This is a genomic window from Pseudomonas sp. CC11G (genome assembly GCF_056174845.1).
Genome location: NZ_JBWBZC010000017.1, coordinates 67,546 through 94,271, shown reverse-complemented (window position 1 = coordinate 94,271; position 26,726 = coordinate 67,546). Strand labels below are relative to the sequence as shown.

At 61.0% G+C, this 26,726-nt stretch carries 25 protein-coding genes and 1 pseudogene; 17 read left to right on the top strand and 9 right to left on the bottom strand.

Annotated elements, in window-relative coordinates:
* Positions 1-51: 51 nt before the first annotated feature.
* The 3 genes from AC0V2S_RS19155 to AC0V2S_RS19145 all read left to right on the top strand — a co-directional run bounded on the left by AC0V2S_RS19155 (position 52) and on the right by AC0V2S_RS19145 (position 2,481).
* Positions 52-477, top strand: coding sequence for a PA0061/PA0062 family lipoprotein (locus AC0V2S_RS19155; protein WP_475511102.1), 426 nt, complete (start codon positions 52-54; stop codon positions 475-477).
* Between the two features lie 30 nt (positions 478-507).
* The gene (locus tag AC0V2S_RS19150) at positions 508-927 is read left to right on the top strand and encodes a PA0061/PA0062 family lipoprotein (protein WP_475511101.1); all 420 of its coding nucleotides are present in this window, start codon (positions 508-510) and stop codon (positions 925-927) included.
* Positions 928-1,113: 186 nt separating this feature from the next.
* The gene (locus tag AC0V2S_RS19145) at positions 1,114-2,481 is read left to right on the top strand and encodes a cation:proton antiporter (protein WP_475511100.1); all 1,368 of its coding nucleotides are present in this window, start codon (positions 1,114-1,116) and stop codon (positions 2,479-2,481) included.
* 48 nt (positions 2,482-2,529) lie between these two features.
* On the opposite strand, the gene AC0V2S_RS19140 is transcribed toward AC0V2S_RS19145, so the two are convergent.
* The 4 genes from AC0V2S_RS19140 to AC0V2S_RS19125 all read right to left on the bottom strand — a co-directional run bounded on the left by AC0V2S_RS19140 (position 2,530) and on the right by AC0V2S_RS19125 (position 4,932).
* Positions 2,530-2,955 carry an OsmC family protein gene (locus tag AC0V2S_RS19140; RefSeq protein WP_475511099.1) on the bottom strand — a complete coding sequence of 142 codons (426 nt, stop codon included), beginning with the start codon at positions 2,953-2,955 and terminating at the stop codon, positions 2,530-2,532.
* A gap of 74 nt (positions 2,956-3,029) precedes the next feature.
* On the bottom strand, positions 3,030-4,025 hold the full coding sequence (locus AC0V2S_RS19135) for an LLM class flavin-dependent oxidoreductase (protein ID WP_475511098.1): 996 nt from the start codon (positions 4,023-4,025) through the stop codon (positions 3,030-3,032).
* 306 nt (positions 4,026-4,331) lie between these two features.
* Positions 4,332-4,556 carry a DUF1161 domain-containing protein gene (locus tag AC0V2S_RS19130; RefSeq protein WP_475511097.1) on the bottom strand — a complete coding sequence of 75 codons (225 nt, stop codon included), beginning with the start codon at positions 4,554-4,556 and terminating at the stop codon, positions 4,332-4,334.
* Between the two features lie 163 nt (positions 4,557-4,719).
* Positions 4,720-4,932, bottom strand: a complete 213-nt coding sequence (locus tag AC0V2S_RS19125; protein WP_475511096.1) for a dodecin — start codon at positions 4,930-4,932, stop codon at positions 4,720-4,722.
* Positions 4,933-5,070: 138 nt separating this feature from the next.
* Between AC0V2S_RS19125 and AC0V2S_RS19120 the strand changes: the two genes are divergently transcribed.
* The gene (locus AC0V2S_RS19120) at positions 5,071-5,394 is read left to right on the top strand and encodes an ElaB/YgaM/YqjD family protein (RefSeq protein WP_475511095.1); all 324 of its coding nucleotides are present in this window, start codon (positions 5,071-5,073) and stop codon (positions 5,392-5,394) included.
* Positions 5,395-5,428: 34 nt separating this feature from the next.
* Here the strand turns inward: AC0V2S_RS19120 and AC0V2S_RS19115 are convergent.
* Positions 5,429-6,633: pseudogene (locus tag AC0V2S_RS19115) on the bottom strand (glycosyltransferase).
* A 273-nt stretch (positions 6,634-6,906) separates the two neighbouring features.
* Here AC0V2S_RS19115 and AC0V2S_RS19110 point away from each other — a divergent pair.
* The 3 genes from AC0V2S_RS19110 to AC0V2S_RS19100 all read left to right on the top strand — a co-directional run bounded on the left by AC0V2S_RS19110 (position 6,907) and on the right by AC0V2S_RS19100 (position 10,936).
* Entirely contained in the window at positions 6,907-7,401 is a 495-nt protein-coding gene (locus tag AC0V2S_RS19110) for an RNA polymerase sigma factor (protein ID WP_475511094.1), read from the top strand.
* A complete protein-coding gene (locus AC0V2S_RS19105; protein ID WP_475511093.1) occupies positions 7,398-8,393 on the top strand; it encodes a FecR family protein in 996 nt (331 codons plus the stop codon). The genes AC0V2S_RS19110 and AC0V2S_RS19105 overlap by 4 nt, the downstream gene beginning before the upstream one ends.
* 119 nt (positions 8,394-8,512) lie before the next feature.
* Positions 8,513-10,936 carry a TonB-dependent siderophore receptor gene (locus tag AC0V2S_RS19100; RefSeq protein WP_475511092.1) on the top strand — a complete coding sequence of 808 codons (2,424 nt, stop codon included), beginning with the start codon at positions 8,513-8,515 and terminating at the stop codon, positions 10,934-10,936.
* A gap of 239 nt (positions 10,937-11,175) precedes the next feature.
* On the opposite strand, the gene AC0V2S_RS19095 is transcribed toward AC0V2S_RS19100, so the two are convergent.
* A complete protein-coding gene (locus tag AC0V2S_RS19095; RefSeq protein WP_475511091.1) occupies positions 11,176-11,541 on the bottom strand; it encodes a cupin domain-containing protein in 366 nt (121 codons plus the stop codon).
* Positions 11,542-11,818: 277 nt separating this feature from the next.
* On the opposite strand from AC0V2S_RS19095, the gene AC0V2S_RS19090 reads away from it, so the two are divergent.
* Both AC0V2S_RS19090 and AC0V2S_RS19085 read left to right on the top strand, forming a co-directional pair.
* Positions 11,819-13,312 carry an aldehyde dehydrogenase gene (locus tag AC0V2S_RS19090; RefSeq protein ID WP_475511090.1) on the top strand — a complete coding sequence of 498 codons (1,494 nt, stop codon included), beginning with the start codon at positions 11,819-11,821 and terminating at the stop codon, positions 13,310-13,312.
* A 287-nt stretch (positions 13,313-13,599) separates the two neighbouring features.
* On the top strand, positions 13,600-14,760 hold the full coding sequence (locus AC0V2S_RS19085; protein ID WP_475511144.1) for an MFS transporter: 1,161 nt from the start codon (positions 13,600-13,602) through the stop codon (positions 14,758-14,760).
* A gap of 93 nt (positions 14,761-14,853) precedes the next feature.
* Here the strand turns inward: AC0V2S_RS19085 and AC0V2S_RS19080 are convergent, their stop codons facing one another.
* Positions 14,854-16,278: an aminotransferase-like domain-containing protein gene (locus tag AC0V2S_RS19080; RefSeq protein WP_475511089.1), complete on the bottom strand. Its 1,425-nt coding sequence runs from the start codon at positions 16,276-16,278 to the stop codon at positions 14,854-14,856.
* 209 nt (positions 16,279-16,487) lie between these two features.
* Between AC0V2S_RS19080 and AC0V2S_RS19075 the strand changes: the two genes are divergently transcribed.
* Positions 16,488-16,736 (top strand): DUF1127 domain-containing protein, encoded by a 249-nt coding sequence (locus tag AC0V2S_RS19075; RefSeq protein ID WP_475511088.1) that lies wholly within the window; start codon positions 16,488-16,490, stop codon positions 16,734-16,736.
* 54 nt (positions 16,737-16,790) lie between these two features.
* Here AC0V2S_RS19075 and AC0V2S_RS19070 read toward each other — a convergent pair whose 3' ends face one another.
* Positions 16,791-18,104 (bottom strand): NAD(P)/FAD-dependent oxidoreductase, encoded by a 1,314-nt coding sequence (locus AC0V2S_RS19070; RefSeq protein WP_475511087.1) that lies wholly within the window; start codon positions 18,102-18,104, stop codon positions 16,791-16,793.
* A gap of 186 nt (positions 18,105-18,290) precedes the next feature.
* On the opposite strand from AC0V2S_RS19070, the gene AC0V2S_RS19065 reads away from it, so the two are divergent.
* Positions 18,291-18,644 carry a YkgJ family cysteine cluster protein gene (locus AC0V2S_RS19065; RefSeq protein WP_108098018.1) on the top strand — a complete coding sequence of 118 codons (354 nt, stop codon included), beginning with the start codon at positions 18,291-18,293 and terminating at the stop codon, positions 18,642-18,644.
* Between the two features lie 4 nt (positions 18,645-18,648).
* Here the strand turns inward: AC0V2S_RS19065 and dadR are convergent, their stop codons facing one another.
* Positions 18,649-19,137: a transcriptional regulator DadR gene (gene dadR / locus AC0V2S_RS19060; RefSeq protein ID WP_108098017.1), complete on the bottom strand. Its 489-nt coding sequence runs from the start codon at positions 19,135-19,137 to the stop codon at positions 18,649-18,651.
* A gap of 156 nt (positions 19,138-19,293) precedes the next feature.
* On the opposite strand from dadR, the gene dadA reads away from it, so the two are divergent.
* From dadA to AC0V2S_RS19030, 6 genes are all read left to right on the top strand, one after another.
* Positions 19,294-20,592, top strand: coding sequence for a D-amino acid dehydrogenase (dadA, locus tag AC0V2S_RS19055; protein ID WP_475511086.1), 1,299 nt, complete (start codon positions 19,294-19,296; stop codon positions 20,590-20,592).
* The gene (locus tag AC0V2S_RS19050) at positions 20,567-20,920 is read left to right on the top strand and encodes a RidA family protein (protein WP_475511085.1); all 354 of its coding nucleotides are present in this window, start codon (positions 20,567-20,569) and stop codon (positions 20,918-20,920) included. The genes dadA and AC0V2S_RS19050 overlap by 26 nt, the downstream gene beginning before the upstream one ends.
* Before the next feature lie 40 nt (positions 20,921-20,960).
* Positions 20,961-22,049 (top strand): alanine racemase, encoded by a 1,089-nt coding sequence (gene alr, locus AC0V2S_RS19045; protein WP_475511084.1) that lies wholly within the window; start codon positions 20,961-20,963, stop codon positions 22,047-22,049.
* 100 nt (positions 22,050-22,149) lie between these two features.
* The gene (locus tag AC0V2S_RS19040) at positions 22,150-22,698 is read left to right on the top strand and encodes a cupin domain-containing protein (protein WP_475511083.1); all 549 of its coding nucleotides are present in this window, start codon (positions 22,150-22,152) and stop codon (positions 22,696-22,698) included.
* Between the two features lie 191 nt (positions 22,699-22,889).
* Positions 22,890-23,318, top strand: a complete 429-nt coding sequence (locus tag AC0V2S_RS19035) for a c-type cytochrome (protein WP_475511082.1) — start codon at positions 22,890-22,892, stop codon at positions 23,316-23,318.
* 1,017 nt (positions 23,319-24,335) lie between these two features.
* Positions 24,336-26,549: an autotransporter family protein gene (locus AC0V2S_RS19030; RefSeq protein WP_475511081.1), complete on the top strand. Its 2,214-nt coding sequence runs from the start codon at positions 24,336-24,338 to the stop codon at positions 26,547-26,549.
* Positions 26,550-26,726 lie beyond the last annotated feature (177 nt).

Here is a 26,726-nt window from a genome sequence, read left to right as displayed (position 1 = left end):
CGCTCACCCCCATAAAAAATGGCCATAAAAACCAGACCACGGAGCCCGACCATGCGCCCATTTCTGCTCGCCACCAGCCTGCTCACCCTGGGTGGCTGCGCCATGTTGCCCACGCCCGACCCGAATCAGGCCTGGGTGGATTTGCGCACCAGCGAAGCCAACACCCTGCAGGCCGCCAAGGTGGACGCCAGCGAGCTGGAAGACGACCGCTATTTTCAGGTAACCCCAGGCCAGCACGAGCTGCATATGCGCCTGCAGTTTGCCGTGGCACCGACCAATATCGGGCCGGATAGCCAGGGCCTTGAGCGCAACTGCGTACTCAAGCTCGATTACCCGGAATTCGCCGCCGGCCAGCGCTATAACCTGGTGGCTGGCAGCATTGGCTTTCGCCCGTGGGCCAAGCTGTATGACCAGCAGCACCAACTGCTGGCCCGGGCCAAAGAAGGCCGTTGCGGTGAGGTGGGAATGACACCATGATTCTGGCTTGCCGTTAACGCCGAGACCGCCATGCGCCTGCTGCCCATTTTGCTCTGCACCCTTCCGCTGGCCGCTTGCGCTGCCGCTCCCTTGCCCGAGGCTGATCCGGCGCAGGCGTGGGTCGAGCTGTACAGCACGCCGGGCAATACCTTGATGGCGGAAAAACTCGATGGCAAAAAAGTCGGCGACGGGCGCTTTTTCCAGGTGACGCCGGGCAGCCACGAACTGCGGGCGCGCTTTCAGTTTGATGTAAATAACGGCAGTGGCGGCGGCACCATGGGAAACCCGCGACAGCTCACCTGCCATCTCAAGGTGAAGTACGACTTTGTCGCCGGGCAACGCTATCGTCTGGAGGCGCGTCCGGTGGCGATGAGTACCCAGGCCTGGTTGTATTCGATGCCGCGCAAAGCGCTCAAGCAGGTCAATGTCGAGGGCTGCGGGCCGCTTTGACCAACGCTGTTCTGTAGGAGCGACCTTGGTCGCGAGCCCTGCAAAAGGCGGTCGTGAATTTCGTTTCCAGGGTTCGCCAGCAAGCTCGCTCCTACAGGGGCTGAACCATATCCGCTGCAAGCGTCTCGAACCTAGATAGCGCGCTGTCACCCCGACCCGCCATGCACCCTCGGAGCGAGCCCGCTTATGAGCTTTCTGCACTGGATGGCGGTGCTGGGCAGCATTCTGCTGATTCTGACCCTGGCCTCGGCCTACCTGCGCTGGCTTCCCGTCACCACCTCCACTCTGTACCTGGCGTTCGGCCTGGCCATCGGCCCGCTGGGGCTTGGGCTGTGGAAGATGAATTTTATCGAGGTGGCCGACTGGCTTGAGCACCTCACTGAAATTGCCGTGCTGTTTTCCCTGTTCAGCGGCGGCATGAAGCTGCGCCTGGGGTTTGCCGACCCGGCGTGGCGCAGCGCCTATCTGCTAGCTGGCCCAGTGATGCTGGCGTGTATTGCCGGGGTGGCGCTGGTGGGCCATTACGGGTTGGGGTTGAGCATTGGGTTGTCGATGCTGATCGGCGCGGTGCTGGCGCCTACTGACCCGGTGTTGGCCAGCCTGGTGCAGGTAAACCACGCCGGCGATTTTGACCGCATGCGCTATGGCCTGTCGGGCGAGGCCGGGTTTAACGATGGTGTGGCGTTTCCCTTTGTGCTGTTTGCCCTGTTATGGATCCAGCACGACGGCACTGGTGGCGAGTGGCTGAGCGGCTGGGCTACGCAGCGATTGCTGTGGGCGATTCCGGCCGGGCTGCTGATTGGCTTTCTGCTTGGCCGCGGGGTGGGGCGGCTGGCCATTTATTTGCGCACGCGCCACCGCGACGCGGCCATCTCACCCAACGACTTTCTCGCCATGGCGCTTATTGCCCTGTCGTATTGGCTGGCAGAAACCGTTGGCGCGCTGGGCTTTCTCGCCGCCTTTGCGGCCGGCATCGGCCTGCGCCATGCCGAAGTCGCTTCTTCTGACAATTCGAGTGTGCCGGCCGAGGAAGTGGCGTCGGCTATTCCCAAAGACGCGGGCAGCCTGGACCAGATCAAGGAGCAGGTCAGCGATACCAGCGAGCCGAAGGTGGTGGCGGGTTTGCTGATCGGCGAAATTTTGTCCTTCGGCGATATCGTCGAACGGGTGCTCGAAGTGCTGCTGGTCACCCTGCTCGGCGCGCTGCTGGCCTTTCATTGGGACTGGCGTGCGGTGCCGCTGGGGCTAGCGTTGTTCTGCGTTATTCGGCCACTGAGCGTGGTGGCGATTGTGCGCGGCAATGCGCTGTGCGAACGGCAACGCTGGCTGATGGGCTGGTTTGGTATTCGCGGCATCGGCAGTTTGTACTACCTGGCGTATGTGCTTAACCACGGCCTGGAAGGCGCGGCGGCGCAGGAGGCGATTGGCCTGACGTTGTCGGTGGTGGCGTTGAGTATTGCGGTGCACGGCCTGACGACGCAGCCGTTGTTGGATCGGTATGAGCGCAGGAAAGATCAAAAGCTCGAGGCTGAAGCCTCTCCCACAAGGAAATGAGAGTTTCTGTGGGAGAGGATTCAGCCTCGATAGCCTTTACTCGGAACCTTAATTTTCCAGTGTCGCTTCCAGGGTGATTTCTGCATTCAACACTTTGGAAACCGGGCAGCCGGTCTTGGCGCTTTCCACGGCTTTCTCGAACGCTTCACGGTCGGCGCCAGGAATCTTGGCGCTGAGCTTGAGGTGCACGGCGGTGATGGCGAAGCCGCCGTCGGCTTTGTCGAGGGTGACTTCGGCCTGGGTGTCGATGCTTTCGGCGGTCATGCCGGCGTCACCGAGTTCCTTGGACAGAGCCATGGAGAAACAGCCCGCGTGGGCGGCGCCGATCAGTTCTTCCGGGTTGGTGCCGGGGCCGTCCTCAAAGCGTGTGTTGAAGCCGTAAGGGCTTTGTTTCAACACGCCGCTCTGGGTGGAGATGGTGCCTTTGCCGTCTTTGATGCCGCCTTGCCAGTGAGCCGATGCTGTCTTTTTCATCTGAGTTGTCCTTGCCGTTGGGGTATAGGGTTCAGAGGCACTGGCGCGGCAGTCGTTCGCTTTTTTTCGCCGGCTTAGCGCAGGTTGGCCAGCACCTCGTAGGAATGCAAGCGGTCGACGAAGTCGTACATATCGCTGGTGAAAATCAGCTCGTCGGCGTCGGTTTTTTCCAGCAGTTGGTTGATATGGCTGCGGATCTTCTCCGGCCCACCGACCATCGCCAACCCGAAGAACTCACCGACCGCCTCGCGTTCATGGGGCAGCCACAGGCCTTCCATGCTTTGCACCGGCGGCTTCTGCACCAGGCTCTGCCCGCGCAGCAAAGCGAGAATGCGCTGGTAGGCGCTGGTGGCCAGGTATTGCGCCTGCTCGTCGGTGTCGGCGGCGAGCAACGGTACGCCGAGCATCACGTAGGGTTTATCCAGCACGGCCGACGGCTTGAAGTGGTTGCGGTACACGCGAATCGCCTCATGCATCATCCGCGGCGCAAAGTGCGAGGCAAAGGCGTAAGGCAAGCCGCGCTGACCGGCCAGCTGGGCACTGAACAGGCTGGAACCGAGCAGCCAGATCGGCACTTCGGTGCCGGTGCCGGGCATGGCGATCACGCGTTGATTGCGCTGCAAAGGGCCGAGGTAGGTCTGTAGTTCAGTCAGGTCGGCCGGGAAATCGTCGGCACTGCCGGAACGTTCGCGGCGCAGCGCATGGGCGGTGTATTGATCGGCACCGGGCGCGCGCCCCAGACCCAGGTCGATACGACCGGGGTACAAGGTGGCCAGCGTGCCGAACTGCTCGGCGATCACCAGCGGCGCATGGTTGGGCAGCATCACACCGCCGGCACCGAGGCGAATACTGCTGGTGCCGGCTGCGAGGTAGCCGATCAGCACCGAGGTGGCGGAACTGGCGATGCCGTCCATGTTGTGGTGTTCGGCTACCCAGAAGCGGGTAAAGCCGAGTTTTTCGGCGTGCTGGGCGAGCGCCAGGGAGTTGCGCAGGGCTTGTTGCGGGCCGCCATCGGCGCGGATTGGGGCCAAGTCCAGCACGGAAATTTTTATATCGGAAAGGGTTTTCATGATTGCACTCCGGGCGCGATTTCCTGGTCGTCGGCCATACGGCGTTGAAACCTCGCCTCACATGCTCACGTAGTTAACTACGCTGCGCTGTTCGGCTCGCTTTCGCCTTGTCTGGCTCTAGCCCAGAAAATCTGTATCGAGGAAAACAGTGACGTAATACCCGACTGTTTCAGTGGGGCTTACTGTACTGCGCGAAAGTCCTTAAGGCAAACCCTTAGCTTTTGCTGTGCGCGGCGGCCGCTAAAAACTGGGCAATAAAAAACCGGCGTTGTTTAAGCAACGCCGGTTGAGAGTGTCTAGGCGCGATCAATTGCGCTGGTAGACGATTTCCTTAGCACCTGCATCGCAGCTGCCTACGACTTTCTTGTCGCCAGCGCTGCCTTTTTCAACAATTTCCAGGCTGTAGGACTTGGCGCCCTTGGCTTGGATTTTTGCATCGATTTCCGACTTCAGCTCTTCGCAAGGTTTTGGCGCCGCGAAGGCCGAGCCAGCCATAACTAACAGGCCAAAGGCCAGGATCACTTTCTTCATGGGGTAACGCTCCCTCGTTGGTAACGACAAATGCTCGAACACCACGCCAAACCTCGAGCAGCAAAATTGGCAACCTGAGATCGCCAAAAGCAACACCGGGCGTTGTCCCACAGCCTCGGTGAGCGTAAACGGCCCGCAGGCCGTCACGCATTAAAACGGGTTATCAGCTGTCGCCGATGCGGAAACCGACTTTCAAGGTCACCTGATAGTGGCCCACTTTTCCGTCAACAATGTGACCGCGAGTCTCGACCACTTCGAACCATTCCAGATTGCGCACGGTTTTCGCTGTTTCGGCGAGGGCGTTCTGAACGGCGTCTTCAATGCTGGTAGGCGACGAACCGACAATATCAATCAATTTGTAGGTGTGATTCGACATGCTGTAGTCCTCTCTTATAGGGAAACGCGCTTACAGAATGAGTCCTGCCAGGCGCCCGATAAGTTCAGATTAGCTGCACTTTCCAAGTGAGCGCAGTCACACCTCGTACGCCCTTATGAACGATAGGAGAGACTGACCATGGCTATTTTTGCCTCGCGCAACAAATCCCTGCACAGCATCGAAACCGAGATCGAGCACCTGATCTCCAGCCTCGACAGCCTGAAAAGCGAAGTCAGTGAGGAATCGCAGAAGTCGCTGAAAAGCCTGCGCAGTAGTGCTGAGCGCGTGCTGGGCCATTCCCGCGACCTGCTGAGCGACACCTATGCAGATGTGAAGGAAAAGACCGTGCAAGCCGGCGTGGCCACCCGTGATTACACCCGCGAGCACCCGGTGGCATCGGCCAGCCTGGCGTTGGGTGTGGTGGCATTGGCGGGTTACCTGATTTTCCGCAATAACGATTAAGCGCCTAAGCCTCGTCCCCGCCTATGCGGGGCGCTCAGTCGCGGCGGTTCTTCGCTTCGATCCACTGCGCCATGTATTTAGTGCTCTTGTGCTGATGGTGGCGCAGCATCGTTCCGGTGAAGTTCTGCAGGCGATGCTCGGCCAGATTGGCCAGGCAGTCTTCAATGCGCTGCATCAGCAGTTGCCCAATCGCTTGACGGTCATAACGCGCCGCCAACAGGGCCCAGCCTTGGTCTTGCGCCTGCTGCCAGGCATGTTCGTCGCGGTATAAACGCACGGCCGCCTCGGCAAATTCAGCTGCGTTCCCGACCACCTCACCTGGCCATGGCAAACTCGCCGTGCATGCCTTCCGCCCCCATCGGCGTGGTGACATTCGGCGTGCCGCACAACATGGCATCGGCAATCTTGCCCTTGATACCGGCGCCAAAACGCAGCGGCGCCAGGCACACGCGCGCGCTTTCCATCACCACCAGCGCATCCGGCGCCCAATTCATGATGTGAAACCCTGCGCGGCGTTGTGCAGGGCCGTGGCTTTGGGCGGCGTATAAGCGCCATACACATGCAACTGCGCTTGCGGCAACTGCTGGCGAATCAACGGCCAGATGCTTTGCTTCAGCCAAAGCACGGCATCCCAGTTGGGCGCGTGGCGAAAGTTGCCGATGCTGATGAAATGCGCCCGTTCGGCGAAGGGGCGGGTGGGGCGTTGCGTGCTGTTCAGTAGCAGTGGGCAGTGCAACAGCAAGTCTGCCGGCAGCTTGAACTGCTCGCCCAATAGGCGGATTTCGTCATCCGAGACCATCAGGCTCAGGTCGCAGCGGTAGATCGAGGCGATTTCCCGCTGCGCCGTGTCGCTGGCCGCCATGTGCTGGTAAGCACCTCGGCGGGCGGATTGAACAGCGCCTCGCAATCATCACCCAAACCAGCGGCCAGATGGGCCTTGAGCAATTGCTGACGGGCATCGCGCAGGGTGTGCAGATCGACCGTTTCCAGCACCCTTAGCGCTTGCGGGCATTGCTGCTCCACGCGCCAGCCGAACTGTTCTTCCATCATGAAACGGTCAAACAGCACTACGCTGGGGTTCAGCTCGCGCACGAACGTGTCGAAGCTTTCGTTGTTCAGCTCGATAAGTTGTTCGGCGATGCCCAGCGCTTGTAGGTCTGCCTTGTGCTCGCCTTCGTTGGCGGGGCTGGCGAAGGTGATGCGCCAGCCGCGCTCAAGAAAGCAGTCGAGCAACTGCATCATGTGCCCGCTGGCCGCCGAGGAGCGTGGCTCGGGCCAGACGTAACCGATAACCAGCAAGCTGTTGGGAGTGGGCGATGAAGGCACGGCGACTGTCCTGGCGGGCGAAAACGGCGGCCATTATGCGGGATCCGACCGAGGGCCTCTATCGGGCTTTAATGCAAGGCATTATCATTTGCGCACTATTCTGATCGCCTGACATCCCGCCCGCATGGCTGACCCACTTCCCCCACCGATCCGCTTGCCGAAACGCGGCTAGCGACCGAGCCTGCCTTGCGCGCGGATTTCTTGCGGGTGTTTCTCTCGCAGCGCTCGCAGATGGAGGCGTTGGTCAGCCGCCGTGTGGGCTGCCGGGCGACGGCGGCGGACCTCGTGCAAGACCTGTTTTTGCGCTTCTGGCGCCGCCCGCAGGTGCAGGTGGAAGAGCTCAGCACCTACCTACTGCGCTCGGCGCGCAATATGGCCATCGACCATTTGCGCAGTGAAAGCTCGCGCAGCCGCAACGAAACCGGCCTGCTGACCGAGCAATTGGGCGAACCTTCCGCGCCGGATGCAGCGCTGGATGCCAGCCACGACTTGCAGCGCGTCGACCAGGCGCTACGCGCGCTGCCGGAACGCACGCGGCATATTTTTCTGCTGAACCGGGTGCACGGGCGTACCTATGGCGAAATCGCCAAGGTGATGCTGCTGTCCCAGAGCGCCGTGGAAAAACATATGATGCGCGCCCTCTATGCCTGCAAGGCGAGCCTGGAGTCGCCTGATCAATGAGCCATTCGCCCCCTCTGCGCGTTGTTGCCGACACCGCCCCGTCGCTTGAACAGGCCGCCCTGGCCTGGCATGAGCGCCTGCGCGGCCAGCCGAGCGCGGCCGAGCGAGCGGCCTTTGATGCGTGGCTGTATGCCGAGCCCGACCATGTCGAAGCCTATGCGCAGGTACAGGCGCTGTGGGCGTTGACCGAGCAGCCGGCGCAGCAGCTAGCCCGCGAAGAAGCCGCAGCCATGGCGCATTACTTGAACGCCATGACGCCCGCGCCGCGCCGCGCTTCGCGTTGGTGGCAGGGCGCGCTGGCCACGGCTGCCAGCGTGCTGCTGATGCTCGGCTTGCTGGGCTGGCAGCCGCAGCGCTGGGCGGACTCGCTGCGCGCGGACTATGTGTCGGCGCCCGGCCAGTTGCGGCAGATCACCCTGGCCGATCAGTCGGTGCTCCTGCTCGATGCCGACAGCGCCGTGCAAGTGCATTTCACCGGCCAGCAGCGGCGCATCGAATTGCTGCGCGGCGCGGCCTATTTTCAGGTCAGACACACCGGCCAGCCCTTTATCGTGAGCGCCGCCGACGGTGAAGCGCAGGTGCTCGGCACTCAATTTGAAGTGCGTTTGCGCGAAGACGGCGCGCAGGTGACGGTGCAGTCGGGCCGCGTGGCGGTCACCGCCAAGCCCGGCGCGACGGCACAGGTGCTCGGTGCCAATCAGCAGGTGAGTTATCAGCAGGGCCTGGCCGGCACCGTGCAGGGTGTCGATAGTGACGCCAGCCTGGCTTGGCGCCAAGGCTGGCTGACCTTCTACCAACTGCCGTTAACGCAAGTGCTCAATGAACTGCAGCGCTACAGCCAGACGCGCATCGTGCTGCTGAACCCGGCGCTGGGGCAGCAACGCATCAGCGGCAGTTTCCCCAGCCAAGACCCCGAAAAAGTATTGGCTTCGCTGGCCAGCGTGGTGGGCTTTACGCACCACCAGCTGCTCGGTATCACGGTTGTGCGGTAGCCCCTAAAAATAATTTCAGCCAACGGTGAGGTATCCCACGTTGGCATCCGTGTAGTGCTTGTAATTGCGAATAGATCGCAGAAACCCGGTGTCGGGACACTTTCACGGATTAGGTGCTTATGACGTACAGGCTACTGGCTGGAAAACGCGGCTTCGGTCTTTCGCTGGTGCTGGCCACCAGCGCGCCCCTGCTGGTGCAGGCCGCCGAGGCGCCCGCCGCTGCCACGCAGGCGCAGTACAGTTTTGCCATCGCCGCCCAGCCGTTGCCCCAGGCGCTGAGCGCGTTCAGCCGGGTGACGGGCCTGAGCCTGGTGTACAGCGACGATGCGCCGTACAGCCTGCAAGCCCCAGCCGTTAACGGGCAGATGAGCGCCGAGCAGGCCCTTGGTAAATTGCTGCAAGGTTCGGGTTTTACCTTCCGCCGTGCGGACGAACGCACCCTGACCCTGCAACGCCTGCGTAATGACGCCGCCATGAACCTTGATGCCGCCAACATCAGCGGCCAGGCGCAGCAAGCGCAGAGCTACCAGCCGCCGCCCACCAGCAAAATCATGCGGTCCGAAGCGCCGCTGCTGGAAATTCCCCAGGCCATCGCCGTAGTGCCCAGGCAGGTGCTGCAAGATCAGCAACCGCGCAACCTGGACGACGCGTTGGTAAATGTCAGCGGCATCACCCAGGCAAACACCTTGGGCAGCACCATGGACGCGGTGATGAAACGCGGCTTTGGCGACAATCGCGATGGCTCGATTCTGCGTGACGGCATGCGCACCGTGCAGGGCCGCAACTTCACCGCCAACGTCGAGCGGGTGGAAGTGCTCAAGGGGCCGGCGTCGATGCTGTACGGCATTCTCGACCCGGGCGGCGTTATCAACCTGGTCAGCAAGAAGCCGCAGCTTGAGCAATACAACGCCATCACCGCCCGCGCCTCGACCTATGCCGATGGCAAGAACGGCAGCGGCGGCCAGCTCGACACCACTGGCGCCGTCGGCGACACCAACCTGGCTTACCGCTTGGTGGCCGACTACGACGAGGCCGATTACTGGCGCAACTTCGGCAACAGCCGGGAAAAAACCGTCGCCCCGTCGTTGGCCTGGTTTGGCGATGACACCACGGTGAATGTCTCGTGGGAACACCGCGACTACCTGACGCCGTTTGACCGGGGCACCATCCTCGCCAAAGGCAGCGACAAACCGTTGAATGTGCCGCGCGAGCGCCGTCTGGATGAGCCCTACAACAAAACCGAAGGGCGCTCCGACCTGGCGATTTTCGATGTGGAGCATCGCCTTGATGACACCTGGAAAACCCACTTCGCCTACAGCTACAACCGCGACCGCTATGACGATTACCAAGCGCGAGTGACTGGCTTCGCTACCGGCAGCTCGACGTTACTGACGCGTCGCCTCGACGGCACCCGTGGCGCGGTGAGCACCGAGCATTTCGGCACGCTGGATCTATCGGGCGACCTGGAAATCGGCGGCATGCGCCACGAACTGCTGACCGGCGTGGACCACGAATACCGCAAGATTTTCCGCGCTGACTTGCTACGCCAGAACACCACCGTGCGGTTCGACACGCAGGACCCGGTCTACGGCCTGGTCCCGGAACCCACCACCGTGTCCGCGACCGACAGCGACCAGACCGACAAGATGTATAGCCAGTCCGCATTCGTGCAGGACTCCATCCACCTAGACGACCAATGGATTTTGGTCGGCGGTGCGCGTTATCAGCTCTATGACCAACTGGCGGGCAAGGGTCGGCCCTTCAAAAAGAACACCGATATCAACGGCCAGAAATGGCTGCCGCGGGCCGGGCTGGTCTACCAATGGACCGATGAGTTTTCCCTGTACGGCGGCTACAGCGAGTCGTTCAAACCGAACTCCACCATCGCCGCATTGGCCGGCACCGCGAGCATCAATGGGCTGGACCCGGAGGAAGGGAAATCCTGGGAAATCGGCGCCAAGCTGGACATGCCGGGGCGTGTCACCGGCACCCTGGCGCTGTTCACCATCGATAAAGAAAACGTGATGGTCACCGAGACCTACACGCTGCCGTCAGGGGGTAGCGACACCCTGGCGCGGGCTGCGGGTGCCGTGACGTCGCGAGGCGTTGAGTTGGACATTACCGGCCAGCTGACCGACCAGATCAGCCTGATCGGCAGCTATGCCTACCTCGATGCCTGGGTGACCAAAGACCCGGCGCTGAAGGGCAACGATTTGGCGAACGTCGCGCGCAACACCGCGTCGTTGTTTGGCGTCTACGACTTCGGCCAAGTGCTGGGCGGCGACCGCCTGCGCATCGGCACCGGCGCCCGTTACGTGGGCGAGCGTGCCGGCGATGCGGAAAACACCTTCACCTTGCCGCAATACACCACGGCCGATGCGTTCGCCACGTACGACACGCACCTGGGGGGCAAGAAGGTGAAGCTGCAATTCAACCTGAAGAACATGTTCGACAAGACCTACTACTCGTCGTCGACCAATGCGTACCTGATTTCGATTGGTGATCCGCGGATGGTTGAGGTGTCGAGTACGGTGGAGTTCTAATCTCTAACGCTCGGCTTTAGATGTGGGCTGCCCACAGGTCAAGATCGAGCGAGCTAGGTCTGGCAAGGCAAATATGCTTTTTTGAAGCGCAGTTGGCTGCAGCCAATGAGCATTCGGAAAAGTATTTTTAACGCCGCCAGGCCGACGCGCAGCCGATCGGTTAGTAACACACGCGTAAAAAAGCCCGCACTAAGCGGGCAAAAATTTCACGCAGGAAAACTCGGGTCTATAGGCGCCGCTCAGCTCGCCGCCTGTTCAAACATCACATACACCTTGCGGGTCGTTTCCAGTACTTCCCAGGTGCCTTTGAAGCCGGCCGGGATAACGAAACGGTCGCCCGTACGCAGGGTTTTGGCATTGCCTTCGCCGTCACGCAGCACCGACACGCCTTGCAGAATTTCGCAGTATTCGTGTTCGGTGTAATTCACCGTCCACTGGCCTGGTGCGCCTTCCCAGACACCGCTGGCGAACTGGCCGCACGGGCTTGAGTAGTGATTGCGCACGCTTTGCTCGGGGTCGCCCTTGAGCACTTTTTCAGGCGCGGGGCGGTAGTGTTCGGCGGCCGTGGCGGCAGCGGCGAAGTCGACGATGGCTTGGATATTCATGCGATGGTCCAGGTGTTGGTTTTATTGCTCACGGACCCCGCGCAGCGGCGGGTACTTGCCGGTCTGGCAAAGAGGTTCGCAGTCTATGTTTAATAAAACGAACATGACAAGGGCGTTTTACCCTCGACTGTAAAAAATAATGGAAAGGTGCCGTGCTCTGGTTTAGTGTGGCCGGCACACTTGGCCGAGCTGGCCTTGCAGAATTTTTGACAGACGCACGTGGCCCACGCCGTCTGTTTAGTCTTGATTAAAGCTCGATTAATAAGAGGACGCACACATGACTACCTTGAGCCGCGCCGACTGGGAAAAACGTGCCCAGGACCTGAAGATCGAAGGCCGCGCCTTTATCCATGGCGAATACACCGCTGCGGTATCCGGTGACACCTTCGACTGCGTCAGCCCGGTCGATGGCCGTGTGTTGGGCAAAATTGCCAGCTGCGACCTGGCCGATGCCGAACTGGCCGTCAAAGACGCCCGCGCCACCTTCAACTCCGGCGTGTGGTCGCGCAAGGCGCCGGTCGAGCGCAAAGAAATCATGATCCGCTTCGCCGCGCTGCTGGACGAGCACGCCGAAGAGCTGGCCCTGCTGGAAACCCTGGATATGGGCAAGCCAATCAGCGACTCGCTGAACATCGACGTACCGGGCGCCGCCCGCGCGCTGTCGTGGAGCGGTGAAGCCATCGACAAGATCTACGACGAAGTTGCAGCTACTCCGCACAACGAACTGGGCCTGGTAACTCGCGAGCCTATCGGTGTGGTTGGCGCCATCGTGCCGTGGAACTTCCCGTTGATGATGGCCTGCTGGAAGCTCGGCCCAGCGCTGTCTACCGGTAACTCGGTGGTGCTCAAGCCTTCGGAAAAATCGCCGCTGACCGCCATTCGTATCGCTCAACTGGCCATCGAAGCCGGCATTCCGGCTGGCGTGCTGAACGTGCTGCCAGGCTACGGCCACACTGTCGGCAAGGCCCTGGCCCTGCATATGGACGTGGACACCATCGTGTTCACCGGTTCGACCAAAATCGCCAAGCAATTGCTGGTTTATTCGGGCGAATCGAACATGAAACGCGTGTGGCTGGAAGCCGGTGGCAAGAGCCCGAACATCGTTTTTGCTGACGCACCAGACCTGCAAGCCGCTGCTGAATCGGCTGCGGGCGCCATCGCCTTCAACCAGGGCGAAGTGTGTACCGCTGGCTCCCGCCTGTTGGTCGAGCGTTCGATCAAAGACCAATTCCTGCCGCTGGTAATTGAAGCGCTGAAAGGCTGGAAACCGGGCAACCCGCTGGACCCGGAAACCAACGTCGGTGCCCTGGTCGATACCCAGCAGATGAACAACGTGCTGAGCTACATCGAAGCCGGCCACACCGACGGCGCCAAGTTGGTAGCAGGTGGCAAGCGCACTCTGGAATCCACCGGTGGTACGTACGTCGAGCCGACCATTTTCGACGGCGTGACCAACTCCATGCGTATCGCCCAAGAAGAAATCTTCGGCCCTGTGCTGTCGGTTATTTCCTTCGACACCGCTGAAGAAGCCGTGCAAATCGCCAACGACAGCATCTACGGTCTGGCGGCCGCGGTATGGACCAGCAACATCTCCAAAGCCCACCTCACTGCCAAGGCCCTGCGTGCCGGTAGCGTGTGGGTGAACCAGTACGACGGTGGCGATATGACCGCTCCGTTTGGTGGTTTCAAGCAGTCCGGTAACGGCCGTGATAAATCCCTTCACGCTTTCGACAAATACACCGAATTGAAATCGACTTGGATCAAGCTGTAACGATATCGGGGCGATCTCCTGGTCGTCGGCCATGCGGCGTTGCGTCCTCGCTTTTAATGCTCACGTACTGCAGTACGCTGCGCTTAAAAGCTCCGGGGCGCCTTGCCTGGCCTTAGCCCAGGAGATCTTTATTTAAGGTGGGTTTAGATTTTTAAAAGCACACCTGTAAGGTCCGCTCTTTCTTAGGAAGGGGCCGGCTCTACGAGCCATACCTGCGGCCGGGTTTCTGAGAGGAAACCCGGCCGTTTTTATTTTGGGCAAACCCGGCAAGGAGATGACCTGTGGTCATGCGTTGGGGTACGTATTTCGCCGTGGTTGCGGCGGTGGTCAGCATCGGCTTGGCGCTGGGTGTAACCATGCCGTTGGTATCGCTGCGTCTCGAAGGCTGGGGTTACGGCAATTTCGCCATCGGCGTCATGGCGGCCATGCCGGCCGTGGGCGTGTTGCTGGGCTCGGTATTGGCCGGGCGCCTGGCCGCCCGTTTTGGCACCACGGGCCTGATGCAAATCTGCCTGTTGGTGAGCGCAGTGGGCGTGAGCACCATGGCGCTGTTTCCCAGCTATCCGATCTGGCTGGTGCTGCGGCTGCTGCTGGGCGTGGCGCTGACCGTGGTGTTTATTCTGGGCGAAAGCTGGATCAACCAACTGGCCGTCGACCGTTGGCGCGGTCGGCTGGTGGCGCTGTATGGCACCGGTTATGCGCTAAGCCAACTGTGTGGTCCGCTGGTGCTGAGTCTGCTCGGCACCACCACGGACCTGGGATTCTGGACCGGCACCGGCTTGCTGATCGGTGGGTCGTTGATGCTTTGGGGTCGCACCGGGGCGCCGAAGGTCGATGCTCACAGCGCGTCGGGCCGTGGCCTGTGGGCCTTCTGCGCGAGCATGCCGGCGATTGCCTGGGCGGTAAGCCTGTTTGCTGCATTCGAAGCGATGATGCTGACGTTGCTGCCGGTGTATGGCCTGCGCCAGGGGTTTACCCAGGAAACGGCCTTGCTGATGGCCAGCGTGGTGGTGGTCGGCGACGCCTTGCTGCAACTGCCGATTGGTTGGCTGGCTGACCGCATGTCCCGCCAACGCCTGTTCTTTGGTTGTGGCGTTACGCTGATGATCTCCAGCCTGTGTGTGCCGTTGCTGTTGCATACGCCACTGATCTGGCCGGTATGGGTGCTGTTCGGCGCCAGTGCGGGCGGGCTGTTTACCCTGTCGCTGATTCTGATTGGCGAGCGGTTTCGTGACGACCAGTTGGTGCGCGCCAACGCCCATATTTCCCAGCTGTGGGGCATCGGTTGTCTGATCGGCCCACTGGTGACCGGGGCGGTGAGCCAGTGGGTGAGCGGGCATGCGTTGCCGCTGCTGATGGCGGTCGGGGCGGCGGGGTTCGTAGTGTTGTTGATGCGTGGCGGTGGGTTGGGTGAGCCGGCGCAGGCGAAATTGGCTGGCGGGGAATGATCAAGCCGACGTCATATCCGTAGGAGCCAGCTTGCTGGCGAACCCTGAAAACCTCGTTTCCAGGGTTCGCCAGCAAGCTGGCTCCTACAAGCGTCAGGCGTGCTCAGCAAGCAACCGCGCCACGGTCTCCCCAACAACCCGCACCGCCGCCTCCGTCTTCGCATCCGGCTTACTGGCATAACTCATGCGCAAACAATTGCGGTACTTGCCCGCCGCGGAAAAGATGCTCCCCGGCGCAATCTGAATCTTGTGCGGTTTCAGCTCCCGGTTCAGGCGAATGCTGTCAAACCCCTCCGGCATTTCCACCCAGATCATAAAGCTGCCCTGCGGCCGACTGACCCGCGTGCCAGCCGGGAAATAGCGGCTCACCCAATCGATCATCTGGTCGCGGCTGCGCATATATTGCGCGCGCATGCGGCGGATATGCGGCTCGTAGTGCCCGGCCTCCAGGTACTCGGTCAGCGCCAGTTGCGGCAGTTGCGCCGTGGTGCCGGTGCCCATGTATTTCATATGCAGCACGCGTTCCTGATAACGGCCCGGCGCGATCCAGCCAATGCGCAGGCCCGGCACTACCGTCTTGGAAAACGAGCTGCAGAGCAGCACACGACCATCATCGTCGTAAGACTTGATCGTGCGCGGTCGCGGATAGTGGTAAGCCAATTCGCCATACACATCGTCTTCGATAATCGCCACGTCATAGCGTTGGGCCAGGGCGATCAGTGCGCGTTTGTTGGCGTCGGGCATGATGTAGCCCATCGGGTTATTGCAGTTGGGCGTCAACTGTATGGCCTTGATGGGCCACTGCTCCAACGCCAATTCCAGAGCTTCCAGGCTGATACCGGTAAGCGGGTCGGTCGGCAGTTCCAGCGCCTTCATGCCGAAGCCTTTCAGCGCCTGCATCACGCCATGAAAGCTCGGCGAGTCGACCGCTACGATATCGCCCGGCTCGCAGATGGCGCGGATCGCTGCCGATAGCGCTTCGTGGCAGCCGGTGGTGATCACTATGTCGTCGGCGGGGATCTGACAGCCGGAGTCGACCAGCAGCCGCGAAATCTGCTCGCGCAGCGGCAGGTGGCCGCGAATGCAGCCGTAGGTCAGGCCATTGAGGTCTTGCCGACGGCTAAGGCGCGACAGGGTGCGCAGCAGCGGTTTAAGGGTCGGGCTGGTGTGGTCGGGGCGGCCGCGGCCCAGTTGAAGCAGGCCTTCGCTGCCGGGCGCCACGCTGATCAGCTCCAGCACCTGATCCCATTGCGACACTTCCACCGGCCGCTGTGCGGTGCGCGAGACCATCGGCAGCGCCGGCTTCTCGCGTTCCTCTGGCACGAAGTACCCGGACTTCGGCCGGGGCAGCGCCAGGCCCTGATCTTCGAGGTGCCGGTACGCCTGCTGCACGGTGCTCAGGCTGACGCCATGCTCGGCACTTAGCGCGCGTACCGACGGCAAACGGTCGCCGGGGCGATACAGACCTTGTTCGATACGCGAGCCGAGCAATTCGGCGAGGTTTACATAGAGCGTCATGGCGGCGTGCCTGCGGGGCGGCAGAAAGGACAGATGGTGCGTTCTGTGGGGTGTTTTGACAAGACCCATACAGATGGCACGCAAAATCACCATTCAGCTGCAGCTATGTGCAATCTGTATGGAGTTAAAAGAAGATTTTTGAATCTGTCCTGCTTTTATGCGTGGGCGCATCATCATTTCCCACATACACACAAAGCAGGGTGAGGGAAATGAATGGGCTTAGCGATGTTCGGTTGACCTTGGGTCAAAACGATTTGGTCGGGAAAATAGCAGTGGCCAAGGCGGTGTCGAACCGCGTGGCGATGCCGAAAGCGCCGATGTCGCGCTGGGCTGCCTTCTGGCGCCGACTGACCACACGCCGCGCCTTGCTCAACCTCACTGATGCTCAGCTCGCCGATATTGGCATTACCCGCGCGCAAGCCAACTACGAGGCGCTGCGGCCGTTCTGGACGTTGTGATCTTTAACTCCGTCATTCCCGCCTTCGCGGGAATGACGATTTTCAGCGTATGGCTTACATCACTTCCTTCAACCGATGCCACAACATCCCCAACGCCAACAACGGCGAGCGCAGGAATTTGCCGCCGGGGAATGTCACATGGGGCACTTGGGCAAACAGATCAAACCCACGACTCTCCTGACCGGCAATCGCCTCACCGAGCAGGCGCCCGGCCAGGTGCGTGGCGTTCACGCCGTGGCCTGAGTAAGCCTGGGCGTAGAACACATTGCGCTGGTCTTTAAGGCGTCCAATCTGCGGCAAGCGGTTGGCGCCGATGCCGATCATGCCGCCCCACTGGAAGTCGATTTTTACCTTGTCCAGGTGCGGGAACACCTCGAGCATCTTCGGCCGCATATAGGCAGCGATGTCTTGCGGATCTCGCCCCGAGTAGTGGCAGGCGCCGCCGAACAGAAGGCGGCGGTCGGCCGACAGGCGATAGTAATCAAGGGCCACGCGCTGGTCGCACAGCGCCATGTTTTGCGGGATCAGCGTGCGTGCCTGGGCTTGGCTCAGCGGCTCGGTGGCGATGATATAGCTGCCGGCGGGCAGCACTTTGCCGCCCAGGTTGCTGTTCAAGCCGTTGAGGTAGGCGTTGCAGGCCAACACCAGATTCTTCGCGCGTACCTTGCCGGTGGCGGTGTGCACGACCACTTCGTTGCCGTAGTCGATACGGGTAACGGCGGAGTGCTCGAACAATTTCACGCCGAGCGACTGCGCTGCTGCCGCTTCGCCGAGGGCCAGGTTGAGCGGGTGCAGATGGCCGGAGCCCATATCGATCAGGCCGCCGACATAGCGGCTGGAACCGACCACCTGGTGCATATCGTCGGCGTGCAGCAGGCGCAGGTCGTGGCGATAGCCCAGGCCGCGCAGTTCGGCGAGGTCTTCGGCAAAGCCTTCGAGGTCGCTGGGTTTGTTCGCCAGGTCGCAGTAACCCCAGGTGAGGTCGCACGGAATATTGAAGTGCTCGATGCGCCGGCGAACAATCTCCACCGCTTCGAGGCCAAGCAGTTTCAGCTCGCGCACGCCATCGTCGCCGACCACATTGGCAAAGCGGTCGACGTCATGGCCGACGCCGCGAATCAGTTGCCCGCCGTTGCGCCCGCTGGCGCCCCAGCCAATCTGATTGGCCTCTACCAGCACCACCGACAGGCCGCGCTCGGCCAACTCAATGGCGGTGTTTAGCCCGGAAAATCCGCCACCGACGATGCAGACGTCGGCCTGCACATCGCCGGTCAGTGCCGGGTAGCTGAGCTGGCGGTTGGCGGTAGCGGCGTAATAGGAGGGGGCGTGCGATTGCGACTTTACGGAAGGCTGAACGCTGGCGTTCATGTTTGAAATCCTGATTCTTATGTTTGGTAAATTTTACGCAGGATAAGCGCGGGGTCAGACCGAGCCAAGAGCGTAGTAGGAAAAAACTACCGTTCGGTCGTGAATAGACAAGACTGGGAAGAGAAAGGGTCGGCTTTTGCTAATATGCCGCGCCATTCGAGGATGCCATCCCATGAACTGCACTCCATGAGCTGCAACAGCCGCAAGATCGACCACCTGCGCCAGCGCATCCCCAGCTTTGCCTGCGTGCCGGGTTGCCATGACTGCTGTGGGCCGGTGACGGCCTCGTCTGAGGAAATGTCTCGTCTGCCGGTAAAGAGCGATGCCGAGCACGATGCCGCGCTGGCCGAGTTCAACTGTGTGCACCTGGGCCCGCAAGGCTGCACGGTGTATGACCAGCGCCCGCTGATTTGCCGTCTGTTCGGCACCACGCCGCGCCTGCCGTGCCCGAATGGTCAGCGGCCGGAAGAGTGGATAGATGAGCGGGTGGAAAAGGGCGTGCATCAGCTGATTGCCAGCACCCGTCAGGTATTAGTTTGAGGCCTTAGTCCGGCACGGGCAGGGTCAGACTTTCCTTCACTTCTTCCATCACGATATAGCTCTTGGACTCACGCACATGTGGGAGTTTGAGCAGGATGTCGCCCAGCAGTTTGCGGTACGAGGCCATCTCGGAAATCCGCGCCTTAACTAAGTAGTCAAAGTGGCCCGACACCAAATGGCACTCCAACACGTGCGGCAGCTTCAGCACAGCCCGTCGGAACTCCTCGAAAGTATCGCCAGATTTGTAGTCCAAACTAATCTCAACGAACACCAACAGGCTGGCCTTGAGGTGCTGGGGATTCAGCCGGGCGTTGTAGCCCATGATGATGCCCTCGCGCTCCAGGCGGCGAACCCGCTCGGTGCAGGGCGTGGTGGACAGGCCGACGCGCTCCCCCAGCTCGGTGAAGGACAGACGACCGTCTTCCTGCAGGATCCGTAAAATATTACGGTCGATTTTGTCCAGTTCACGACGGCTCTGATGCTGGGTTCTCATGGGGAATCTGCCTCTGTATTAAGGGCTTTTGCCAAGAATTCTCGCCAAATATAGCTATCAATACAGTGAAATGCACTGGCAGCGGCTCCATATACTGCGCGGAATTTCGATCAAGATATCAAACGTCAGCGTAAAGTCGCGACGAGGGAGCAAACCATGCGAGTTCTGGTGTTGGGCAGCGGTGTGATTGGTACCACCAGCGCCTACTATCTGGCCCGTGCCGGCTTTGAAGTGGTGGTGGTCGACCGTCAGGACGCGCCCGCCAAGGAAACCAGCTTCGCTAACGCCGGTCAGGTCTCGCCTGGTTACGCCTCGCCCTGGGCCGCCCCGGGTGTGCCGCTCAAAGCCATCAAGTGGCTGCTGCAACGCCACGCGCCACTGGCCATCAAGGCCACCGCCGATATCGACCAATACATGTGGATGCTGCAGATGCTGCGCAACTGCACCGCCAGCCGTTATGCGGTGAATAAAGAGCGCATGGTGCGGTTGTCTGAATACAGCCGCGACTGCCTCGACGAACTGCGCGCCGAAACCGGCATCGCTTATGAAGGCCGGAGCTTAGGCACCACCCAACTGTTCCGCACTCAAGCGCAACTGGATAACGCCGCCAAAGACATCGCCGTGCTGGAGCAATCCGGCGTGCCGTATGAATTGCTTGACCGTGACGGCATTGCCCGCGTAGAGCCTGCCCTGGCTGGCGTCACCAATATCCTTGCTGGCGCCCTGCGTCTGCCGAACGACCAGACTGGCGATTGCCAGATGTTCACCACCCGCCTGGCAGAAATGTGCGTAGAGCTGGGTGTGGAATTCCGTTTCGGCCAAACCATCGAAGGTCTCGACCACGCCGGCGACCGCATCAATGGGGTGTGGGTGAACGGCAAGCTGGAAACCGCCGATCGCTACGTGCTGGCCCTCGGCAGCTACTCGCCGCAGTTGCTCAAGCCGCTGGGCATCAAGGCGCCGGTGTACCCGCTCAAGGGTTACTCGCTGACCGTGCCGATCACCAACGGCGACATGGCTCCGACTTCGACCATTCTCGATGAGACCTACAAGGTCGCGATCACCCGTTTCGACAACCGCATCCGCGTCGGTGGCATGGCGGAAATCGCCGGCTTCGACCTGAGCCTCAACCCGCGTCGCCGCGAAACCCTGGAAATGATCGTCAACGATCTTTATCCACAAGGCGGCAATCTGGCCCAGGCCGAGTTCTGGACCGGCCTGCGCCCGACCACGCCGGACGGCACGCCAATCGTTGGCGCCACCGCATACAAGAATCTGTTTCTTAACACCGGCCACGGCACCCTCGGTTGGACCATGGCCTGCGGCTCTGGCCGTTTGCTGGCTGACCTGATGGCGAAAAAACAACCGCAGATCAGCGCCGAAGGTCTTGATATTTCCCGCTACGGCCACGCCAAAGAGAGCCACAAACATGCCCATCCAGCGCCAGCACACTGAAACCCGTTACAGCGAAATTGTTATCCACAACGGCACGGTCTACCTGGCCGGCCAGTTGGCTGACAGTTACGCCGGCGACGCGGCCCAGCAGACGCGGGAAACCCTGAACAACATCGACCGCCTGCTCGCCGAGGCCGGTACCGACAAGAGCCGTATCCTGTCGGTAACCATCTACCTCAAAGACATGGTCAGCGGTTATGCCGGCCTGAATGCCGTGTGGGACGCCTGGGTTACGCCCGGCACCGCACCGGCCCGCGCCTGCGTTGAAGCCAAGCTGTACACCGACGAAGCGTTGGTGGAAATGACCGTCATCGCGGCCCTGCCGTAAGCCTTCATCTCACTAGAAAAACACCAAGAAGACCGTCGCCATGCGTCCCGCCCGTGCCCTGATCGACCTCGCTGCTCTGCGCCATAACTACCGCCTGGCCCGTGAATTGACCGGCGCCCGGGCGTTGGCGGTGATCAAGGCCGATGCCTACGGTCATGGCGCGGTGCCTTGTGCGCAGGCATTGCAGAATGAGGCCGACGGGTTTGCTGTAGCCGCTATCGAAGAAGCACTGAGCCTGCGCGCGGCCGGTATCACCGGGCCGATTCTGTTGCTCGAAGGGTTTTTCGAAGCCGATGAACTGGCGCTGATCGTCGAGCATGATTTCTGGTGCGTGGTGCATGCGCCCTGGCAGGTGGATGCCATCGAACGCGCCCAGCTGCGCAAGCCGTTGCAGGTGTGGTTGAAGCTGGACTCGGGCATGCATCGCGTGGGCTTTTTCCCCGAGCAGTACCAGGACGCCTACCGCCGCTTACAGGCGAGCGGCAAGGTCGAAAAGATTGTGCTGATGACGCACTTTTCCCGCGCCGATGAACTGGAAAATCCGCGCAGCGAAGAGCAGATGACCGCCTTCGCTCAGGCCCGCGAAGGCTTGCAGGCTGAAGTCAGTCTGTACAACTCGCCGGCCATTCTCGGTTGGTCGCCGCGTTTTCCCGCCTTGCAGAAAACCGATTGGGTGCGCTCCGGGCTGATGCTGTACGGCGCCAGCCCGTTCGAAACCCCGCACGAGCATGCCGCCCGCTTACAACCGGTGATGACCCTGGAATCGAAAATCATCAGCCTGCGCGAACTGCCGGCGGGCGAGCCGATTGGTTATGGCGCCCGTTACGTCACCGAACAACCGACCCGCGTCGGTGTGGTGGCCATGGGGTACGCCGATGGCTACCCGCGCCATGCGCCGAGCGGCACCCCGGTGACCATCGATGGCCAGCCGAGCCGTCTGATTGGCCGGGTTTCGATGGATATGCTCACCGTCGATCTCACCCATCTGCCTCAGGCTGGGGTCGGAAGTCGGGTGGAGTTGTGGGGCAAACAGGTACTGGCCAGCGACGTAGCGGCAGCCGCTGGCACAATTCCCTACCAGATTTTTTGTAATTTACGGCGGGCCCCACTCGTCTATTCCGGGGCTTAGCGCCGAGCCTGAGCAGGATTGCAGTCCAAGTGTTGTAAATACTGAACGCTGTTGCGATGATGCGGCCTCAAATCCGCATCTTCCCAAGGGGGCTCTATCATTGGACGTCGGCGTTCGACTGCAATCTATTCGCAAGCTTAAAGGCCTGTCTCAACGTGAACTCGCCAAACGGGCGGGCGTCACCAACAGCACTATTTCCATGATCGAGAAGAACAGCGTAAGCCCCTCGATCAGCTCGCTGAAAAAAGTGTTGGCAGGCATACCCATGTCGTTGGTCGAGTTTTTCTCCCTCGAAGTGGAACAGGACAACCACACCCAAGTGGTTTACAAAGCGAGCGAACTGGTCGATTTGTCCAGTGGCGCGGTCACCATGAAATTGGTCGGCAAGGCGCATCCGAGTAGGGCCATCGCCTTTCTCGACGAAACCTATCCGCCAGGCTCCGATACCGGCGACGAGATGCTTACCCATGAAGGTGAAGAGTCGGGTCTGTTGGTCGACGGTCGCCTGGAACTGACGGTAGGCAGCGAGATTTATATCCTCGAAAGCGGTGACAGCTACTACTTTGAAAGCAGTAAGCCCCATCGTTTCCGTAACCCGTTCGGTGAACCGGCACGCCTGATCAGCGCGACGACACCGGCGAACTTCTAAGCTTGAAGCAGGGCCTTGCAGCCCGCCGAGCTCTAAACACCAGAAAAACGCCGTCCTTTGGGCGGCTTTGTTTTATCCCAACGACCTGCGACAGGATGGCGTGTTTCGACACACCGACCTAATCGGTATACTGACGCCCGCTCGCGCAACCGTGGCCGCGAGCGTGACTAGCCACGATAGAGGGTGTAAGCGTGAACCTAATTAAGAAAATGCTGGCGGCGCACGTCGCTGTGTTGGCCCTCTGGGCGGTCAGCGCTCAGGCTGCGACGACCAATGACGACATCGCTGCGCGACTGAAGCCAGTGGGTGAAGTGTGCATCCAGGGCGAAGAGTGCAAAGGCATCGAAACCGTTGCTGCCGCTGCTGGCGGCGGCGCGAAAACGCCGGATGACATCATTGCTGGCCACTGTGGCGCTTGCCACACCGCCGGTGTACTGGGTGCTCCGAAGATTGGTGACAGCGCTGCCTGGAAAGACCGCGCCGACCACCAGGGCGGCCTCGACGGTCTGCTGGCCAAAGCCATCACCGGTATCAACAGCATGCCGCCAAAAGGCACCTGTGCTGATTGCAGCGATGCTGAGCTGAAAGCCACTATCCAGAAGATGTCCGGCCTTAAGTAAGGTTGGCGTTACTGAACAGCTGCCTTTAGCGGATGGTGTGAAAATCTAGCCATCTGTGGTGCTTCAAAAAATGCCCCGTGTCGAAAGATACGGGGCATTTTTTTATGGCTGCGTGTCTACCGAACACGATGATTACCACCAGTTGGCGAGGCTGGAGCCCGGGTTTTAGTTGAGAAAAATGATGGGATGCGGGCAAGGGAGGGCTGGGAATTGGGCTGTAGGAAAACGGGCTTCATTTCTTGCCAGGTGACGGAAACTTCGTACGAGGTTTGCGTCTGTTGCTTCCATCTTGGATGGGTATCCCGTCCATAGACTTGGGCCTTCTTTTTCTGGAGAGCGCCAATGTCGATTCTGTCCACGTTCGTTCGAGAAGGGCTCAGTTGCCCTGTGCCAGTGGCGCTTTGCGCGCCGCCGCTCGCTCTAAACGCCTTTAGCCGCCGCCTCATCTCACCTGTCTTTCCACAACCCCCGCACCTGCTGTCGGCCTCTGTGAACGTTATTGCTCCTATACGCCGTGAACGAGGCGGCTTTTATGCGGCCGCGTTTTTAGGTGCAGGGCTGCTGCTCGGCGCCTCGTTGGCCAGCGGTGCGCCTGGCAGCGGAGGCGCTGGGGCAGGCTATGGGGAGGCGGGCGGCGCAGGAGGCGGCTATTCCGGCGTGTTTGCGAATCAAACAGCAGGCCCTTCTGGTGGCAATGGAGGCGATGGTTATAACTACGTCAACAACGCGGTCAACGCTGCCAAGGGCGGCATAGTAGGGACTTCGGTCGCTACCGATCTTAGCGTCACGCAGTCCACTTCTGGGGGTGACGGGGCTAATGGTGTGGCGGGTAATTCTGCTCAGTTTCACGGATCGAGTGGCGGCGGTGGCGGCGGCGGTATTTTCGCGTCGTCTGCAGTCACCATAACGGTCAACCAGAGCGTGCAAGTAATAGGTGGCAACGGCGGGGCCGGAGCTGGGGCGCGACCAGGCTCCACTCAGTCCAACGCTGGCGGTGGAGGAGGTGGAGGGAGCGGTGTGATTTTTTCCGACGGGGGTACGTTGGTTAATGACGGAGGCCTCATCAAGGGCGGTGAAGGTGGCAACGGCGCGAGCAGATGGGGCTCGGCAGAGTCGGCCACGGGTGGCGGGGGAGGCGGCGCAGGCGTTCAAGGTGCCAACGTCACCATCATCAATAGCGGGACTATTGCCGGTGGCGCGGGAGGCAAGGGTGGTACCGCTTACGTGTCGGCTGGCAATGGTGAGCAGGGGGCTGCAATCAACTGGACAGGCGGCAACAGTAACCGGCTTCAAATGGACACCGGGTCGGTTATCGACGGTGCGATATGGGTGCAGGCCAGCGCCAGTGCTGACATCGTTGCGAATACCGAAGGCCTGGTTATGGCCAACGCGTTCGTTTTCGACGGCCTAGGTACGCTCGATACCCAGGCTAATAATCTGACGATTGACGGCATTGTCAGTGGCAACGGTTCGCTCGAGAAAACCGGCTCCGGTGTCCTGACACTTACCAACACCAATTCGTACCTGGGCGGTACAACCGTTCGTGGCGGCACGATCAGCACCAGTGCCGATGGGAATCTCGGCGCCGCTTCGTCGAAGCTGACGTTGGACGGCGGCACCGTCAACGCCACAGGCTCTTACACCATGACGCGAGACGTGCTGCTAGGCAGCGCTGGCGGGGCTTTCTCCACCGAGGCAGACACGACGCTGACCATCGACGGCGCCATCAGCGATGCGCTAGCGGGAAGCGCAGGCCAATTGACCAAGACGGGGCTTGGCACGCTCATTCTGAACGGCGCCAACACCTACTCCGGTGCCACAAACGTAGCAGCCGGAACCCTGCTGGCAGGCGCCGCCAACACGCTCAGTGCGAACTCGGTGTACAGCGTTCAATCCGGCGCCAACCTCGACCTTAATGGTCACGACCAGACAATTGCCGGAATGAACAACAGTGGCCTGGTCAACCTGCTGGGCGATGTGCCTGGGACCACGTTGGCGGTCACCGGCGTATGGCACGGCAGCGGCGGCGTGCTGCGCCTCGGCGTCGTCCTGGATGACAGCACCAGTATCAGCGACCGGTTGGTACTGGACGGCGCCGCTGCCAAAGTGACCGGCGCAACCCATATTCAGGTGGTCAATCTGGACGGATTGGGCGCGTTGACGGAGGGCGATGGCATTGAAGTGGTGAGCGCCATCAATGGCGCAACCAGCACCGCGCAAAGCAGTGCGGATGGCTTCCGGTTGGTCGGTGGGCATGTCGATGCCGGCGCGTATGAGTACCGGCTGTTTGCCGCCGACGCCAATGGCGCAGGCGAGAGCTGGTATCTGCGTTCCTCCCTGCCCATGCCCGGCAGCGATGCGCCAGCGTATCGGCGGGAAACCCTGCTGTATGGCGCCCTGCCAGAGCAGTTCAGGCAAGCTAACCAGGCCATGTTGGGAACCTTGTTTCAAAGAGGGGGCAGCGCCCAGCCAGATGGCGCCGAGCAGCGCCAGGCGTGGGGGCGGGTGATCAGTGCGCAACGCACGATAAATCAGAGCGGCCCTCTGAACCCGACCAGCGAAGGGCGGTTTAACGGGTTTCAGGTCGGTAGCGATCTGTGGGCGAACGGAGACTGGCGTGCCGGCGCCTACATTGGCCAGCTCGACGGCGATATGAGTGTGAGCGGGGCCTATGCCGGCGCCGCCGACAAGCAGGTGGGCAGCAACGATTTGAAGAACAACTACGTTGGCGGCTATGGAACCTGGCGAAACAGCAGCCGCGCCTACGCCGACGTGGTCCTGCAGAAAGGGTTTCATCGTTACTCGGCCAAATCCAGCGGCAGCGCTGCAACAAAAGGGAAGGGCGAAAGCCTGTCGGCCTCGATCGAAGCGGGCCAAGCGTTTCCGGTCGGATCCGGCTGGCACGTGGAGCCGCAATTGCAGCTGATGGTTCAGCAACTCGACATGGACGACGTCCGCATTCCCGGTGCCCAAGTTCGGCAGGACACGCCGGCCAGCTGGCTGGGCAGGGCGGGGTTGCGTGTGGCGAGTGAGCCGACCGCAACTGGCGTATGCTGCAGCCCTATACGCAGGTCAATCTGTACAAGGGCAGCGGCAGTGCCGACGTCGGCCACTATATCGGGCCCGCCGGCAGCGCCAGGATCAAAACCTCCGGCGCGCATTCAGGCGCTGAACTGGCCGTGGGCGCGAACCTGCATCTGTCGCCGACCTACGTCATTTACGCCGAACTGAGTCAGCGCGGCGCCTTCGATGACAAGACGGAAATCAAAGGCTCCACCAGCGGCACTGTCGGGATGTCGTTGCGCTGGTAACAGCGCCGGTGTTGTGGTCCATGGCGGTGTGTCAGGAGTCTTGTCTGGCGCACCGTTAAAATAATTCCCCGACGGATTGTAACCACGGGCGTCATTC